Below are 16,922 nucleotides of genomic sequence, written 5' to 3' on the forward strand. Positions count from 1 at the left end.
TCCACAATAAATATTGAGGCTTAAACATTAAATTTCTAGCTATTTAATAAAACATATCATAATATTTTGTTAAAGATTGAAATTTTTATATTATTGTAATCGATTACAGAATAAATTGATTTTAAATTTCAAATTAACTGGTTGTCAGTGTGTTAATTTTTTAAACAATTTATTTTAACAATATAATTGGTTCTTTGAAAATTTGTGCTCTTGAAACTTCATTTTGTTTTTGATGATAACATAAAAAATACTTCACTTCAATAAAAATTTTTTTTTCGAAACTAACTTTAATTTAAAACTAATGCGTATGCAAAAACAACAACTAAATTTAACTAAAAAACAACTTACAAAACAGACAAACTAAACTATTAAGTATGAAAACAAAAAAGAATTTAAAACATTATTTCTTTCTATTGGGAGTGCTATTGTACTTGCCAATTTATGCTCAAACAAATGTTTCGGGTACAGTTTCAGATGATGCTGGTGTTCCGCTACCTGGGGTATCCATTATAGTGAAAAACTCCTCAACAGGAACCACTACTGATTTTGACGGAAATTATTCTATCAGTGTAGACTCAAATGGCGTACTGGTATTCAGTTATTTAGGGTACAAAACCCAAGAAATAAGTGTTAACGGCAGAACATCTATAAATGTAAAGATGTCAGAGGAAGCTGGTGTGTTGGATGAGGTCGTGGTTATTGGTTATGGTAGTTCAACCAGACGTGATCTTACCGGTGCCATTGCTTCGGTTTCAGGTGAAAAGCTTGCTGCTATTCCTGTTGCCAATGCGGCCCAAGCCATGCAAGGGCAATTGCCTGGTGTGCGTATTGTAACGCAGGATGGGCGTCCAGGAGCAGATATTTCAATCCGTGTTAGGGGTGGTGGATCCATCACTCAAAGTAATCAACCACTTTTGCTTGTAGATGGTTTTACCGTTAGTAGAATTGATGATATTCCTGGTGAACAAATTAAAAGCATCGATGTATTGAAAGATGCCGCTGCTACGGCCATCTATGGAGCACGTGGTGCAAACGGTGTTATCATAATAACAACCAAGGGAGGTTCAATTGGCAAAACAAAGGTAACCTATGATGGGTTTACCCAATTTAGTCAGATTCCTGAGTACGTGCCAATCATGGACGGTTACGAATACATTACCTATAACTGGGGCTATGCTGAGGCTATTGGTGCTAGTTATAGTGAGGCTTGGGAGAGATTATGGGCAATCGGTGATTTTGAAGGTAGCAATTCGGCAGGTATAGATTATTATAAAACTGTTCCTAGTCGAGATTATAACAAAGATCTCTATAATAGTGCGTTCAGCCATAACCATAATGTAAGTGTTACAGGAGGTACTGAGGATACGAAGTATTTGTTTGCTATCAATTATTTTGATCAAGAGGGTAACAAGGTAAGATCTTATTTTGAAAGAACAAATGCCCAATTTAGAATAGATCAAAATTTGGGTGATAAGTTGAAACTTTCTGTTAATACGCGTTTTTCCCAATTAAAATCTGGTAATAATGATGGAGATTCTGAAGCTTATTACTTCCGACCCATTGACTCAGACTACATTTTAGGTGATAGCGATGTAACCAGTAATACCCAATTGGGAGATTATAACAATGTACTTCAAGATGTTTTTAGTCCAATTTCTGTTTTAAATGACACGGAATCTGTTGGATTAAGACGTTCTTTGGTAGGAAACGGATCTTTAAGCTGGGAAGTTATTCCCGGATTGACTGCAAAAACCGAGGGTCAATTGGCCACACGTTGGTTAAATAATAAAAACTGGTGGGGTTCAATCGCAAGAAATCGTCTTGACAGTGATGGAAATCCACGTCAAGGTGGTGATGCTCGAGTTGAGCAAATTCAAAGATGGGATTACAGATGGATAAACACTTTGAACTATGAGGTTCAGGGATTAGGTGAGGATCATAAAGTAAGTGCATTGGCCGGTTATGAAGTTTCTGATTCAGGAGGTGAACGAGTTCGTGTAGAAGGATTTCAATACCCTATTTCATTTAATGCCGAACGTGCATGGAATAATATGGCTTCATATTCGGTAGCACCTTCAGAACCAGCTTCTTCTGCTGGGGATACTCCAAATAGAATTCAGTCACTTTTTGGGCGTCTTAATTATGGTTATAAAGGGAAGTATTTGTTAACAGGTACGTTTCGTGCGGATGGATCATCTAGGTTTGCGCCAAATAACCGTTGGGGATATTTTCCTGCAGGAGCTATTGCTTGGCGTGCATCTGATGAGGATTTCTTAAAAGATGTAAGTTGGATAGATGATTTAAAAGTACGTTTTTCTTATGGTTCAGTAGGTAATGATGGTATTAGCGCTGAGTTATGGCTGCAAAACTGGCGTCCTTCTACTGTTAGATGGTCTTTAATGGAGGTGCAGCAACCAGGTTATGTGCCTGCCACTACCAGTATTGCTAACCCTGATTTAAAATGGGAAACTACTATTTCAAGAAACCTTGGTATTGATTTTCAGTTATTTGGAAGTAAAATAAGCGGTACAGTTGAACTTTATAAAAATACCGTTAAGGACTTGCTCATGATTCAGCCTGTGCCTCCAACTTCAGGTTTTCAATATTCTTATTCTAACATAGGGCAAACCAGTAACAAAGGTATTGAATTGTCCATGAGTGCAGATATTATAAAATCGGCAGATTTTAATTTGAATGGAAGCTTTAATATCAATATCAACAAGGGTAATGTTGATGAATTGGATGAAAGTATCGATGGAAAATATAGTTCAGGATTTGGTGGTGTTTATTTTAGCCCTAGAGAGGATTATTTCCTTGAAGAAGGTAAGCCTGTAGGGTTATTTAGAGGTTACCAATATGACGGATGGTATACAACCGATGATTTTAATTACGATGCAAACACTAACACACACACCACAAAGGCTGGTGTTCCTTCTTACGAAGCGGGTATTTTAGGAACCGTTTACGGTACCGTAGCTTATAAACCTGCAGGACAGTCTGAATATCCAGGTGTACAAAAAATGAAAGATCTTAATGGTGATGGTATCATTAATACCGAAGATATTACTGTAATTGGTGATGCTAATCCAGATTTTACTGGAGGTTTTAACCTTTCGGGAAATTATAAAGACTTTGATTTTAGTTTAGACTTTGTATACAGTGTAGGAAATGATATCTATAACGCCTCTCATGTTAATGCCTATAGAGGTACTAAAGAGCAAGGGTTGTACAGAAATAGATACAAAGAACTTGCAGGTGCCTATAAAATTTACGATATTGTAAATGGTGATTTGGTGCATGTTACAGATCCAGCGGCTCTAGATGCACTTAATGCCAACGCAACGACCTTTTTGCCTTATCCTGAAAATGGCGTAGCGTCATCTTTTGGAATTGAGGATGGCTCTTATTTAAGACTTAATACATTTACTTTGGGGTATACCATTCCTCAATCTGTGATTGACAAAGTAGGCATTAATAAATTCCGTGTTTATGGTTCTATTTACAATGCCTTTACCATTACTGGTTATGATGGATTCGATCCTGAAATAAATGTTAACGAACAAAGTAATCAAGGAGGTGCTTTCAATGCATTTAATTTACCAACTCCTGGACTTGATTTAAATGCATATCCACGTCCACGTACATTTACATTTGGAGTAAATGTTGAATTTTAATGTAAAAAAAATAAATTATGAAAAAACTGTTTTATTTAATCCTCACTGCTTGTGTTCTGGTGAACACATCATGTGATAAAGATTTCCTCCAAGTACAGGCACCTTCGAGTGTTGATGATTCTTTTGTATTTGGAACGCCTGATGAAGCTCAAAAGGTTTTGAATGGGTTGTATGATATTTGGCATGATTTAGACAAAAATTTGTATTACGATGTGGTGTCAGTTGGGTCTGATGCGGAACATCATCCAGAGCCTTATTCTGCTCAAGCCCGTCATATACCAATGGGTCTTTTTCCAGTTCCTTATGACATTAATGACGGTAATTCTCTTAATACCTGGAATGAAGGGTATGAAATAATTGCCAGAGCCAATATTATGATGGCTGCTATTGAAGGCAAGCCTGAATATCAACAGGCTTTAACCTCAGGTGTAGCAAATGATTGGACTGACCTTTATGGTCAGGCTCTTTGCCATAGAGCAACTAATTTTAAATTATTGATTAGCTATTTTGGTGATGTACCATACTACACATATCCTATTACGAGCACAGCTCAAACAGATACATTGGGTTATACTGTTCGTGATAAAATTTATGATGGTGAAATAGCAGCTCTTAAAAAAGCTGCGCCGCTAATGTATAATCTTGGTGAGAATGGTAGAACCGCTGAAATATTTTCAGGGTCTTATGCTTATTATTTGACTGCAAGATTGGCATTTGATGCCGCTGGTTTCCAATTGCGTCGTACTGATTTTGATTATGAAGGTATTTCTTTTGAACAATGGGGACAGGAAAGTTCAGAATGGAAAGCTAAATACGTTAGGAATAGCAATTGGCAAAGTTATATGGCTACAGCCAAAGAATATTTTCTTGAAACCCTTAATAATTTGGGTTCTGCATACTTAATTGAGACCGATGATAGGGGGCCACAATTTGACAATCCATTCCAACGTAACTTCCAATACCTATTGGATTTGGAGATTAGTCCTGAATCGTTATTTGAGTGTGGATACACACGTTTCCAGAATTCAGATTGGCCTTATTCTTGGGGGCGTCCTTCAGGTGGTGCGGGAAGTAATGACCATCCTAACAAGGCTTACGGACAAGGTCGTATAAACCCTTATTATGTTTATAATGATTTTGATCCAGCAGATAAACGTCGAGATGTAACCGCTTGCTTTACTGGTAATACTGGTAAGGCTGGAGAAATATTAATGAGTTGGGTACGTGGTAATCGTGAAAGAGGTGGTTTAGCCAGTAATAAATTTGACGAGTCTCGTATGGCAGATCCTCCAGTTTTTTCTCAACGTAGATCTGGGGTAAACTGGCAACAAGTTCGTTTAGGCGAAGTAATGTTGGATTTAGCTTATGCTGCTGCGGCAACTGGCGATGAGACAACTGCAAAAACCTATTTCAAAAAAGTGCGTTCCCGTGCTTTTTCATCTGCAAATCAAGCAACTATGGTTAATTCTTATGTAGATGCTATGTCTGGTCAAATACTGTTAGAAGGTATTGAGCAAGAGCTTAAACTTGAAATGGGAGGAGAAGGTAAAAGACGTTGGGATACCATTTTGTTTGGAACTTTTCCAAAACATATTCAGGAAATGCGTGATAACATGCGTGCAATGATTGCTGGTTTGGAAACTGATGGGTATTATACCTTTTCAAATGGTGTTCAAATTTCAAGTTATATTTTCACTAAAAAAGTTAAGATTAAAGATGTTGATCCCTCTTTGGATTTGATGACTTACCAAACACCAGAAGGTTTGAGCGAGTCGGATCCAACTTATCCAGTTTTGGTCCCAGGATGGAGAGGTACGAGCAATCAATGGGGAGATTATCTTGCAACATTAACGCCAGAGCTTCAAATGAACCATATCGCTCAACATGGTATGTTTAGATATATCGACCCTGCAAGTGTAGAAGGTTTAGCACTTTTAGCTGATGGCTACCAGTTATCTCCTTGGGGTATAAACCTTGTTAACAATAAGGCAGAGTATACAGATGACTTTTTCTTGGGGTATCCAGATGGGTCGTATGCAGCGGGTGTACCACCTCGCTACATTATGCCATTAGGGTATACTACGTTAAGTACCTCTAACGGAAATTTAACACAAGGCTACGGACATGCCTTAGAGTAGTAAAAACAATTAATTAATTTTAAAATGGCCCGCTACTTACTTTGTTGCGGGCTATTTTTTAATAGTTAGTCAATCAATATAGCATTGGCTTAACTGAACTAATTTTAATGTATGGTTTTTAAAACAATCACTTTATCGAAAGCTATTTTTTTAGCATTTATTGTATTTGTTTCTATTGGTTGTAAACAGAAAGATCAAAGTCAAAGCAATCAAAGCAATGTCCAAGAAATTTTAATTCCAGATTCCTTAAAATGGTCTGAGCGCATGGCTTTATCGGTTATTCACCGATATCCAAACGCTTGGCAAATTGATGACAAAACAGAAACAAAATGGGATTATAAAATTGGCATGTTTTGTTTGTCTCTTCAAAAACTTTATAAAGTAACGGGTAATGAAATCTACTTCAATTATGGAAAGGATTATGCCGATACACTGATTAATTTCGAAGGAGAAATTAAAAATTATAAACTAGAGGATTATAATATTGATAATATCAATGCAGGTAAAATACTGTTTGATATTTATGAAAAAACTGATGACCAAAAATTCCTTACCGCACTACAAACCTTAAGAAGCCAATTAGAAACACATTTAAGAACGCACTCAGGAGGTTTTTGGCATAAAAGAATTTACCCAAATCAAATGTGGTTGGATGGTTTGTACATGGGGCAACCTTTTTATGCTCAATATAATACCAAATTTGAAAACGGTGAAAAGTTGGATGATGTGGTCCATCATTTCAAATTACTTCACGACCATACTTTGGATAAGGAAACGGGGTTGTATTATCATGCTTGGGATGAAAGCAAGCAAATGGATTGGGCAAATAAGGAAACAGGAACTGCACCAAACTTTTGGCTTCGTGCTTTAGGTTGGTATGCCATGGCACTGGTTGATACCTTGGATTATTTTCCGGAAGATAATGAAAATACACAGCTTTTAATTGACTATTTAAATCAATTGGCTGAAGCTATTGAAAAATATCAGGATGAAACAGGTTTATGGTATCAAGTGCCTAATATGTCGAATAGAGAACCTAATTATTTGGAAGCTTCTGGGTCGTGCATGTTAACCTATGCCCTTGCAAAAGGAGTTAATAAAGGTTACTTGCCGGAAGGCTATAAAAATGTGGCATTAAAGGGGTTTGATGGAATAATTGAGGAACTTATTAAGGTTGATGATGACGGAGAGGTCCACATTACTCAGGTATGTAAAAGTGCAGGCCTAGGTGGAAACCCATATAGAGATGGATCGTTTGAATATTATATGAGCGAACCTATTTTAACAGATAATTCTCATGCGCTCGGACCTTTTATTTTGGCTGCGCTAGAATTAGATCGATAGCAAAATATTATGGATCCAATTATAATTATTCTTATTGGCACTGCTGTTGTGCTGTTTTGTATATTAGTACTTCGGCTACACGCTGTAATATCATTATTATTGGCAGCTTTGGTAACGGCATTATTAACCCCACCCGAACTGATTTACGGTTTTGCTATTAGCACAGGAATGGGCGAGCAAGAAGCTTTAAAGTTTTCACAAGTTAGTCTCGGGAAAAGGCTAGGTGTAGCTTTTGGAAATACCAGTGGAAAAATAGGAATCTTAATAGCACTGGCTTCAATAATAGGCACTTCCTTAATGAGGAGTGGAGGAGCAGAAAGAATCGTCCGTGGGCTATTACGGGTCCTTGGAAAGAAAAACAGTTCGGTTGCATTGTTATTTAGCAGCTTTACCTTGGCCATTCCAGTGTTTTTCGATACGGTTTTTTATCTTATGATACCAGTAATAAAATCTTTGGGCATTAAAAACCCGAGAAAGTTTGGGTTGTACTTAATGGCTGTAATAGCTGGGGGTGTGATGGCACATTCATTGATTCCACCAACGCCCGGCCCTTTGTTTGTTGCCGAAACCATGGGGATAGATTTAGGGGTCATGATGATTGGCGGTATTGGTATCGGCACAATTACAATTTTGGCCGGATATGGCTATGCCAAATGGGCGAACATGAGATGGGATTTGCCAATGAGGAGTACCCCAGATATCAGTGTAGAGGAGCTAAAAAAAGTATCAGAAGTTGATAATAAAGATTTACCAAGCCTATCCTTATCGCTTTTACCGGTTGTTCTTCCTATTTTCTTAATTACCGGAAATACATTTTCAAAAATGTTTTTTGAAGGCAAAACCGATTTAACGGTAACCCAAGAATCTATAACAACCATATTTTCTGTTTTGGGAGACCCTAATATTGCCCTTTTCATTTCGGCAATTCTTGCAATGTATTTGATGTGGTCTAGAGAGAAGCAGTTTGATCACTTTAAAAAGTATATTTACGAAGCATTAACAAGTGCTGGTATGATTATTTTAATCACATCGGCTGGTGGGGCATTTGGACAAATGCTACAGCAAACGGGTATTGGCATTAGAATTCAGGAATTATCAGCAAACTACCAAATGGCTATTTTGCCCATGGCATTTATAATAACAGCTATTGTTAGGAGTGCACAGGGTTCAGCCACCATTGCCATGGTAACAACTATTGGAATTATTGGGGGTATTGCAGATGCAGGTTTGGCATTTCACCCTGTTTATATTGCTTTGGCTATAGGCTGCGGCTCTAAAATATTTGCATGGATGAACGATAGTGCTTTTTGGATCATTACTGAAATGTCTGGAATGAAAGAGAAGGAAACTATTCGGCATTTTTCAGTTTTATTGATGGTTATGGCTTTAGCTGGGTTAATCGCCATTATGATTGGGTCAAAACTATTACCGTTTGCATAATTTTGTTAAGAAGATGAGTAAAAATATTTTAATAAAAACAACCCCAAAGGATAACGTAGGCATTGTGGCCAATGAAGACGGAATTCAAAAGGGAGCATTGGTTGATGACGGTTTTTCTCTAGTAGAATATGTTCCGAATGGGCATAAAGTGGCCTTGACTGATATTAAAAAAGGAGAACCTATAGTTAGGTATGCAGAAATTATAGGCTATGCCGATAAAGATTTAAAACAAGGTCAGTGGGTTAATGAAACCAATATGATGTTGCCACAACCTCCGGAATTGAAGTATTTATCAATGCCCAAACCAAATCATGATAAAATTGAGCCTTTAGAAGGTTATACATTTCAAGGATATAGAAATACAGATGGTACTGTTGCCACAAAAAACGTTTTGGCCATATCCAATAGTGTGCAATGTGTTGCAGGGTTAACTGAATTTGTAGTTAAAAAGATAAAATCCGAATTATTGCCTCAATATAAAAATGTAGATGATGTTGTAGGTTTAACGCATAGTTATGGATGTGGAGTAGCTATAAACGCACCAGCTGCTATAGTGCCCATCAGAACTATTCAAAATATTGCTATCAATCCAAATTTTGGTGGTGAAATTATGGTTTTGGGCTTGGGTTGTGAAAAATTGCGACCCGAACGTCTCGTTAGTGGAAAAGATGAATCTGGAGATTCAATTACCTACATGCAAGATGAATCATTTCACGGATTTAATGAGATGGTGCAAGGCATTTTGGAAACAGCAAAAATCCATCTGGAAAAATTAAACAAACGAAAGCGGGAAACCTGTCCTGCTTCAGATTTGGTTGTAGGTATGCAATGCGGGGGGAGTGATGCATTTTCAGGTTTAACGGCAAATCCAGCTGCGGGTTTTGCGGCTGATTTAATAGTGAGGGCTGGAGGCAGTGTTATGTTTTCTGAAGTTACGGAAGTACGGGATGCCATCCATTTATTGGTGCCGCGAGCAGAAACCCCAGAAGTGGCAAAGGCATTGATTGAAGAAATGGCATGGTATGATAATTACCTTATGCAGGGCAGTGTTGACAGAAGTGAAAATACTTCTCCAGGGAATAAAAAGGGTGGTTTAAGTACCATAGTGGAAAAATCTTTGGGCTCTGTTGCAAAATCAGGAACTAGCCCCATTGTGGATGTTTTAAAACCAGGAGAAAGGATAAGAAAAAAGGGATTGACTTTTGCGGCTACACCAGCAAGTGATTTTGTTTGTGGTACTTTGCAGTTGGCAGCAGGAATGAATGTTCATTTGTTCATGACTGGACGTGGTACACCCTATGGGTTGTCAATGGTGCCTGTGATTAAAGTGGGTACAAATTCTAAATTAAGTAACCGCTGGTTCGATATCATAGATTTTGATGCTGGTAAAATTGCAACAGGACAAAAAACAATTGAGGAAATGGGTTGGGAGTTATTCCATATGATTCTGGATGTGGCGAGCGGCAAAAAACAAGTGGCTTGCGATGTCTTGGGAATACATAACGACTTGGTGCTTTTTAACCCAGGACCATTAACATAGATTAAAAAATTATATAAAAAATATAAGATGAAACATCCATTGTTAATTTCTAACCTCACAGCGGGAATGATAATTTGGATGTTACATGAGGCCATTAAAAAACAATAAATATAGACACATGAATTCGAATTTTGAAAAAATAAAAAATGCCCTTGGCGATGGGCTACTGTCCTTTCCAGTAACCGATATGGACAATGAAGGAAAGTTTAAAGGAAAAACCTTTGCCGATCGCTTGGAGTGGTTTATTACTCATGAAGTTTCTGCCATATTTGTTGCAGGAGGTACCGGAGAGTTCTTTTCCTTATCTAAGGACGAATACCAAAAAATTGTAAAAATTACTTCAGAAACGGTAAAAGGTCGCGTGCCCACGGTTTCAAGTGTTGGCCGCAGTATTCCAGAGGCTATCGAGTTTGCTTCAATGGCAGAGGCTTCCGGAATTGATGCATTGCTCTTAATGCCACCTTACCTTACCGAATGTGCAAAAAGTGGTGTTTATGAATATGCCAAAACAATCATGCAAAACACCAAGTTACCTGTAATTTATTATAATCGCGCCAATGGAATTCTTCCAGCTGAGTACATTCAAAAACTTACAGAGGTTTGTCCTAATTTCATTGCCCTTAAAGATGGTACTGGAAACATGGAGGCATTAAATACAACAATTAAGACTATTGGCGACCGTTTGACCTACATTGGAGGGGTGCCAACAGCCGAAATTATTTCAGAAGCCTACTTATCTATTGGTGTAAACACCTATTCATCGGCAGTTTTCAATTTTGTTCCCGAAATGGCCAATCATTATTACAAAGCACTTCGCGCTGGAGATAAGAAAACGGTTGATTTGATTTTAAAGGAGTTTTTTATCCCTTTTGTTAAATTAAGAAGTAATGCCCAAGGCTATGCGGTAAGCTTAATTAAAGCTGGTGCAAAATTAATTGGAAAAAGTGCAGGGGATGTTCGTGCCCCTCTACCTGTGCCTAATTCTAAGGAAGTAGAGGAACTACAGAAATTGATTGACAAGGCAGGAACTTTAATAAAATAATAAACTTATGAGTTCAAAAAACGTGTTTTATGGCATAAATGCTTTTACCAATGAAAAATTGGAAGGAGAATTTATTAATGCCTCAGAAGAAGAAATTAATAAAGTTGTTGAAGAAGCAACAAAGGCATTTGACATTTACAGAAAAAAAGATAAAAGCAGTATAGCCAATTTTTTAGATCAAATAGGCGAGGAAATATTGAATTTAGGGGATGCTCTGCTTGAAAGATGCCATTTAGAGACTGCGCTTCCTTTTGGTAGATTGCAAGGTGAAAGAGGGAGAACGGTAAACCAATTAAAGCTTTTCGCTGCAGTTGTAAGGGAAGGCTCTTGGGTTGATGCCAGAATTGATACAGCCATCCCTGATAGAACCCCTGTGCCAAAACCAGATATAAGGCATATGTTATTGCCATTGGGGCCTGTGGCTGTTTTTGGGGCAAGTAATTTTCCGTTGGCATTTTCGGTAGCAGGAGGCGATACAGCATCAGCTTTAGCCGCTGGATGCCCTGTAGTTTTTAAAGGTCACCCAGCACATCCAGGCACATCAGAAATGGTCTTCAAAGCCATTAAAGAAGCAGCTATAAAGTCTGGCATGCCAAAAGGTGTCTTTTCATTAATTCATAGCAACTCAAACAAGCAAGGAGAGTTACTAGTAAAACATCCTCAAATAAAAGCTGTAGGTTTTACAGGGTCTTTTAGAGGTGGTAAAGCTTTATTTGATTATGCCAATAGTAGGCTAGAACCTATCCCCGTATTTGCTGAAATGGGAAGTACCAATCCTGTTTTTATATTGCCACAAGTCCTCAAAGAAAAAGGAGAACAAATAGCTGTTGGGTTGGCAGGTTCAATTACCCTAGGAGTTGGACAGTTTTGTACAAACCCCGGGCTATCATTTGTTGAAAATTCAGAGGCCACCAATGTATTTTATAAAAAATTAGGTGAAAGTATAGCAGAAGTATCCTCAGGTAATATGTTGACTTCAGGAATTTCAAAAGCTTATAATGAAGGGCTTAATCGAATATCATCATTAAAGGATGTGGTTGAATTGGCTAAGGGTAAGGAAAATGAAATAGCTAACAGAGCTACACCGAAAGTTTTTAAGACAACAATATCTGGTCTTATTGAAAATGAATCATTGGCAGAAGAAAACTTTGGTCCTTCAAGTGTATTAGTTGAAGCCTCTTCCAAAAATGAAATAATTAAAGCGGCCAAAGACTTGGAAGGTCATTTAACGGCGACGATTTTTGGTACAGATGAAGACTTTAAGAATTATCAAGAGCTCTTCGATATTTTAGAGAAAAAAGTTGGCCGAATAATAATTAATGGATATCCAACAGGTGTAGAGGTTTGTCATTCCATGGTTCACGGAGGGCCATATCCAGCAACAACTGCGCCTCAATCAACGTCAGTAGGAACAAATGCTATAAAGCGTTTTGTACGACCTGTGTGTTTTCAAGATTACCCTGATGGATTGTTGCCGGATGCTCTTAAGGCGAAAAACAAACTCAATATTTGGAGATTGGTTAATGGTAATTTAGAAAAATAATAAAGCCAAGTAATTAAGAGAATGGTAATAACTCGATTTATAGCAATATGTCTAATTTTTGGAGCACAGTTTGTTTTTCCTCAAAAATTAAATCAAGATTCAATAGTCAATAGTATTGAAGAACGGGTTAAATTACCTGCTATTCCTGATTATAAAATTAATGTGACAAAATTTGGTGCTAAGGGAGATGGCATTAAGGATTGCAAAGCTGCATTTGACAGGGCCATGAAAAGCTGCAAAAAACATAATGGTGGTGTTATAGTAGTTCCAGCTGGTGTTTATAAACTGGAAGGGCCAATTCATTTTGTTAGTAACACGAACCTTCATTTAGAAAAAGGGGCAAAACTTGTTTTTGGCACTAACCCTAAGGACTACCCATTGGTTTTAACGAGTTGGGAGGGGACCAGTCTCTATAATTATAGCCCAATGATTTATGGCGCAAATGTTACAGATGTGGCCATTACCGGAGATGGCATAATTGATGGTGAAGGACATGATTTATGGGCAACTTGGAAACCAATACAGGATAAGGGACAACAATTAAGCAGGGAAATGAATCACAAGCAGTTTCCTGTAGAAAAGCGTGTTTTTGGCGAGGGGTTTTATCTTAGGCCACAACTGGTTCAATTTGTGAACTCAAAAAATATTCTCATTGAAGGAGTAAGAATTGAAGATGCGCCATTTTGGTGTGTTCATTTGCTAAAAAGTAAAAGTATAACCTTACGGGGCTTAAAATACGATGCACACAATAAAAATAACGACGGCATAGATATTGAAAACTCCAGTGATGTTATAATAGAAGATATCGATTTCAATAATGGTGATGATAATATAGCCATAAAGGCGGGAAGAGACCATGATGGAAGGGCCGATTTTAAATTACCTTCAGAAAATATAGTAATTAGAAAGTGCAGGTTTAAAGGGCTGCACGCCTTGGTTATAGGTAGCGAAATGTCTGCCGGGGTTCGTAATGTTTTTGCATACAATTGCGCAGCCAGTGGCTATTTAAAGCGAGGAGTTTATTTAAAGACTAACTCAGATAGAGGGGGCTATATAGAAAATATTCACATTCAAAACATAAAGTTTGCAGATGTAGAGGATGCTATTTACATGACGTCTAATTATCATGGGGAAGGAAGCGGTTTGTATCCCTCGAAAATATCGAATATAACATTGTCAAATTTAAGTTTTGCAAATGTTTCAAATACCGCTATTGTTATTGAGGGATATCCCAATCATAAAGTGGAAAACGTTTTGTTAGATAATATAACTGTGATGTCGTCAAAAAATGGAATGACACTTTCAAATACGAAAGGTGTTATTTTCAATGAAGTCGTGATTGGAGAAAAACAAGGGGTTCCGAGTTCAGTAAAATAGTTTACTGCCATACTTTTGTTTAATAAAATTGAATACCCATGGGTTATATTTTTTTCAGACTAAGTTCTTTTATGGTCTTTTTACTATTGCCTTTGGTTCACAACGGGCAAAACAATTATAATGGTTCAGTTGATACAACAATATTGATAAAAACCCCCATGACTCCACCAACATGGGCTTTACTGGAACGCGAGTTATTGGATTCAAATACTGAGGCGTGTCGTAAATTTTTTGATAAATATTTTGATGAGCGAGGTTTTCTTTTAGCTGTTGAGCGCTGGGGAGCGAATGATGGTCCAGATGATGCCATTGAAAATGTAGCCAATTGGCCAATATTGCACGCTTTGGGAGGTTCAGATGAAATTTTGCATTTATATAAGAAAGCTTGGGAAGGACATTTAAAACAGTATACCCTTGCAAAAACCGTTGAGGTGCCATTTGCTCGAGATGGTATGTATTACAAAGAATTTCCGGTGATGATGGATTGGATGCATAATGGTGAAGGGTTGAGGGTGTTTAATTTGCAGGGGCTTTCAGATCCCTATAATTTAGATTATCAAATACGTGTAAAGCGCTATGCAGGGTTTTATTTAAATGAGGACCCAGAAGCACAAAATTACGATTCCAAACATAAAATTATTAGGAGTCTATTTAATGGTAGTCGAGGTCCGTTGTTACGAAAAGCGACTAGTTTAGATTGGGCTGGCGATTCAATTCAGGTTAAAAATCGTTTTAAAGCTGGACATGGTGAAAGAACTTATGCTGAAATGCTTGAGCATTTTAAGGACTATACCGATATTATAGGCGACCATCCGCAAAACATGGGTTCCACAAGTTTGGCCGTAAATGCTTATATGCTTACTGGTGAAAGAAAATATAAAGATTGGTTGATAGAATATGTGGATGCTTGGTTGGAACGTATGGATAAAAATGATGGAATAATTCCAAGCAACATTGGTTTGGATGGCAAAATCGGAGGTGCTACTAATGGAAAATGGTATGGAGGAACATATGGTTGGGCGTTTTCCCCTGTAGTGCCCCAAACGGGAGAGATTGAACACCGAACACGTGTTTATAGAGGGTTTATAGGGTTTAGCAATGCCTTTTTATTAACAGGTGATTTTAAGTATATCAAGGCGTGGGGAGATATGTTGGACAAGATAAACTCAAATAAAAAGAATATAAACGGTAAAGTTCAATACCCACATATGTATGGAGATGATGGATGGTATGCCTATAGAGAAAGACCCGTTCAATGGAGTGCATTGGAATGTTACTATTTCACATTAGCAGAACAAGAAAGAAACCGTTTGAAGAATAATGGTTGGATTGAGTTCTTAGAAGGTAATAATCCAGGCTATCCAGAACAAGTTTTGCGTGCAGATTTGTCTAGAATCAGACAAAAACATGAGGCTATGTTGGAAGATACAACAACCCCAGACACTCGCCTAGCTGACGACCCAATGAAGTTTAACCCGGTATCCATAGGTTCATTGCTTCAACTCATGATGGCTGGTTTGGATCCTGGAAGGGGAGGAGGACCATTACATTCTCGTTTACGCTACTTTGACCCCTTTAATCAACGTGCTGGAATTCCATTGGATGTTGCTGCTTTAATTGACGAAATGAAGGAAGATTACATTGCTGTTACTTTAGTAAACATGAATCAAATTGAATCTCGAGAGTTGATTTTACAGACAGGAAGTTATGCAGAGCATCAAATTATAAAAGTTGAAATAGATGGGCAGCAAATACCTGTTAATAAAAAACATCTTAGCATAAAATTGGCTCCGGGGTCTGGTGCTCGTTTAATGATTTACGCACATCGTTATAAGAATAAGCCAACATTAACATTTCCTTGGAATCGTAATTCTATCCTTGAAATTAATTAGAATTAATTAAAGGGCTTTTAAAGTTTTAAATAAAAGTCGTTGTCATTTTTCTCGTTATACTTGGTCTGATCGAACATATGAAGATAAGAACCCTTTGTAGAAGATGACATGTCTTTTTCATTCAACTTTATTAAAATGTCCATAGAACGTATTTTGTTAATAAAGTTTCTTTTATCTAATTTCTTGTCTAGAATGGCTTCGTATAGCTTTTGCAGTTGCCGCATGGTAAATTTCTCCGGCAGTAGCTCGAAACCAATTGGATTGATGGAAGTTCTTCTTCTCAATCGTTTTATGGCTTTATCAAGCATTTCGTCATGGTCAAAAATTAATTTGGGTACTTCAGACAAGCTAAACCATTTGGCATTGTAGTTCTCTATGAGCTCTTCATTATGTTTTTCAATGTTGATAATGGCATAGTAGGATGTAGACACGGTTCTTGCGACAGGGTCTCTATCAACATTACTAAATGCATATAGCTGTTCCATATATATATTGTGCATCCCTGTTAGCCTATGAAGAATTCGCTCTGCAGCGTCATCCAACGTTTCATTTTGCTTTAAGAATCCACCCATTAATGACCATTTTCCCTTTTCTGGTTCAAAATCTCTTTGAATTAGGAGTACCTTTAAATCTTCATCATCAAATCCAAAAATGATACAATCAACAGCGAGAAAAACTTTATCTTCAGGAATATATCCTCTGTGCATGTGTGGCTAATTTTTATGCTAATATAAATTATATGACATTCAATAATTTTTCAAATATATTGAATAAGTGTTAAAGGCACATTTATTTATTGAAAAAATTAGCCAATGTTAATTTTTTGCTATTACTATACAAATGTATAATTTAAACTTATGATTTAATAGGTTGCCTTTTTTTCGACTATTTTATATAACCAATTGCATGATTTGGGTTTAAAGAATTGATTC

At 37.2% G+C, this 16,922-nt stretch carries 10 protein-coding genes; 9 read left to right on the forward strand and 1 reads right to left on the reverse strand.

All coding sequences use genetic code 11. From position 1 onward, the window contains the following. Positions 1-374 precede the first annotated feature (374 nt). The 9 genes from ACB104_RS12365 (at position 375) to ACB104_RS12405 (ending at position 15,990) form a co-directional block, all read left to right on the forward strand. Entirely contained in the window at positions 375-3,674 is a 3,300-nt protein-coding gene (locus tag ACB104_RS12365) for a SusC/RagA family TonB-linked outer membrane protein (protein ID WP_370479163.1), read from the forward strand. A gap of 17 nt (positions 3,675-3,691) precedes the next feature. Beyond that, the gene (locus ACB104_RS12370; protein ID WP_370479165.1) at positions 3,692-5,812 is read left to right on the forward strand and encodes a RagB/SusD family nutrient uptake outer membrane protein; all 2,121 of its coding nucleotides are present in this window, start codon (positions 3,692-3,694) and stop codon (positions 5,810-5,812) included. Between the two features lie 111 nt (positions 5,813-5,923). Beyond that, entirely contained in the window at positions 5,924-7,156 is a 1,233-nt protein-coding gene (locus tag ACB104_RS12375) for a glycoside hydrolase family 88/105 protein (protein ID WP_370479167.1), read from the forward strand. A 9-nt stretch (positions 7,157-7,165) separates the two neighbouring features. Further along, on the forward strand, positions 7,166-8,596 hold the full coding sequence (locus tag ACB104_RS12380) for a GntP family permease (RefSeq protein WP_370479169.1): 1,431 nt from the start codon (positions 7,166-7,168) through the stop codon (positions 8,594-8,596). A gap of 13 nt (positions 8,597-8,609) precedes the next feature. Further along, positions 8,610-10,136: a galactarate dehydratase gene (gene garD / locus ACB104_RS12385; RefSeq protein WP_370479171.1), complete on the forward strand. Its 1,527-nt coding sequence runs from the start codon at positions 8,610-8,612 to the stop codon at positions 10,134-10,136. A gap of 118 nt (positions 10,137-10,254) precedes the next feature. Beyond that, positions 10,255-11,178, forward strand: a complete 924-nt coding sequence (locus ACB104_RS12390; protein ID WP_370479173.1) for a 5-dehydro-4-deoxyglucarate dehydratase — start codon at positions 10,255-10,257, stop codon at positions 11,176-11,178. A 7-nt stretch (positions 11,179-11,185) separates the two neighbouring features. Further along, complete coding sequence (locus ACB104_RS12395; protein ID WP_370479175.1) at positions 11,186-12,721, forward strand: aldehyde dehydrogenase (NADP(+)); 1,536 nt, start codon at positions 11,186-11,188, stop codon at positions 12,719-12,721. Between the two features lie 21 nt (positions 12,722-12,742). After that, positions 12,743-14,098, forward strand: a complete 1,356-nt coding sequence (locus tag ACB104_RS12400; protein WP_370479177.1) for a glycoside hydrolase family 28 protein — start codon at positions 12,743-12,745, stop codon at positions 14,096-14,098. Between the two features lie 71 nt (positions 14,099-14,169). After that, positions 14,170-15,990, forward strand: a complete 1,821-nt coding sequence (locus tag ACB104_RS12405; RefSeq protein ID WP_370479179.1) for a DUF8034 domain-containing protein — start codon at positions 14,170-14,172, stop codon at positions 15,988-15,990. 17 nt (positions 15,991-16,007) lie between these two features. Here ACB104_RS12405 and ACB104_RS12410 read toward each other — a convergent pair whose 3' ends face one another. Next, positions 16,008-16,697, reverse strand: a complete 690-nt coding sequence (locus ACB104_RS12410; RefSeq protein WP_370479181.1) for an NUDIX hydrolase — start codon at positions 16,695-16,697, stop codon at positions 16,008-16,010. Between the last annotated feature and the right edge of the window lie 225 nt (positions 16,698-16,922).

This window comes from Tamlana flava, assembly GCF_041287255.1.
In the GTDB taxonomy this organism is placed as follows: Bacteria; Bacteroidota; Bacteroidia; order Flavobacteriales; family Flavobacteriaceae; genus Tamlana; species Tamlana flava.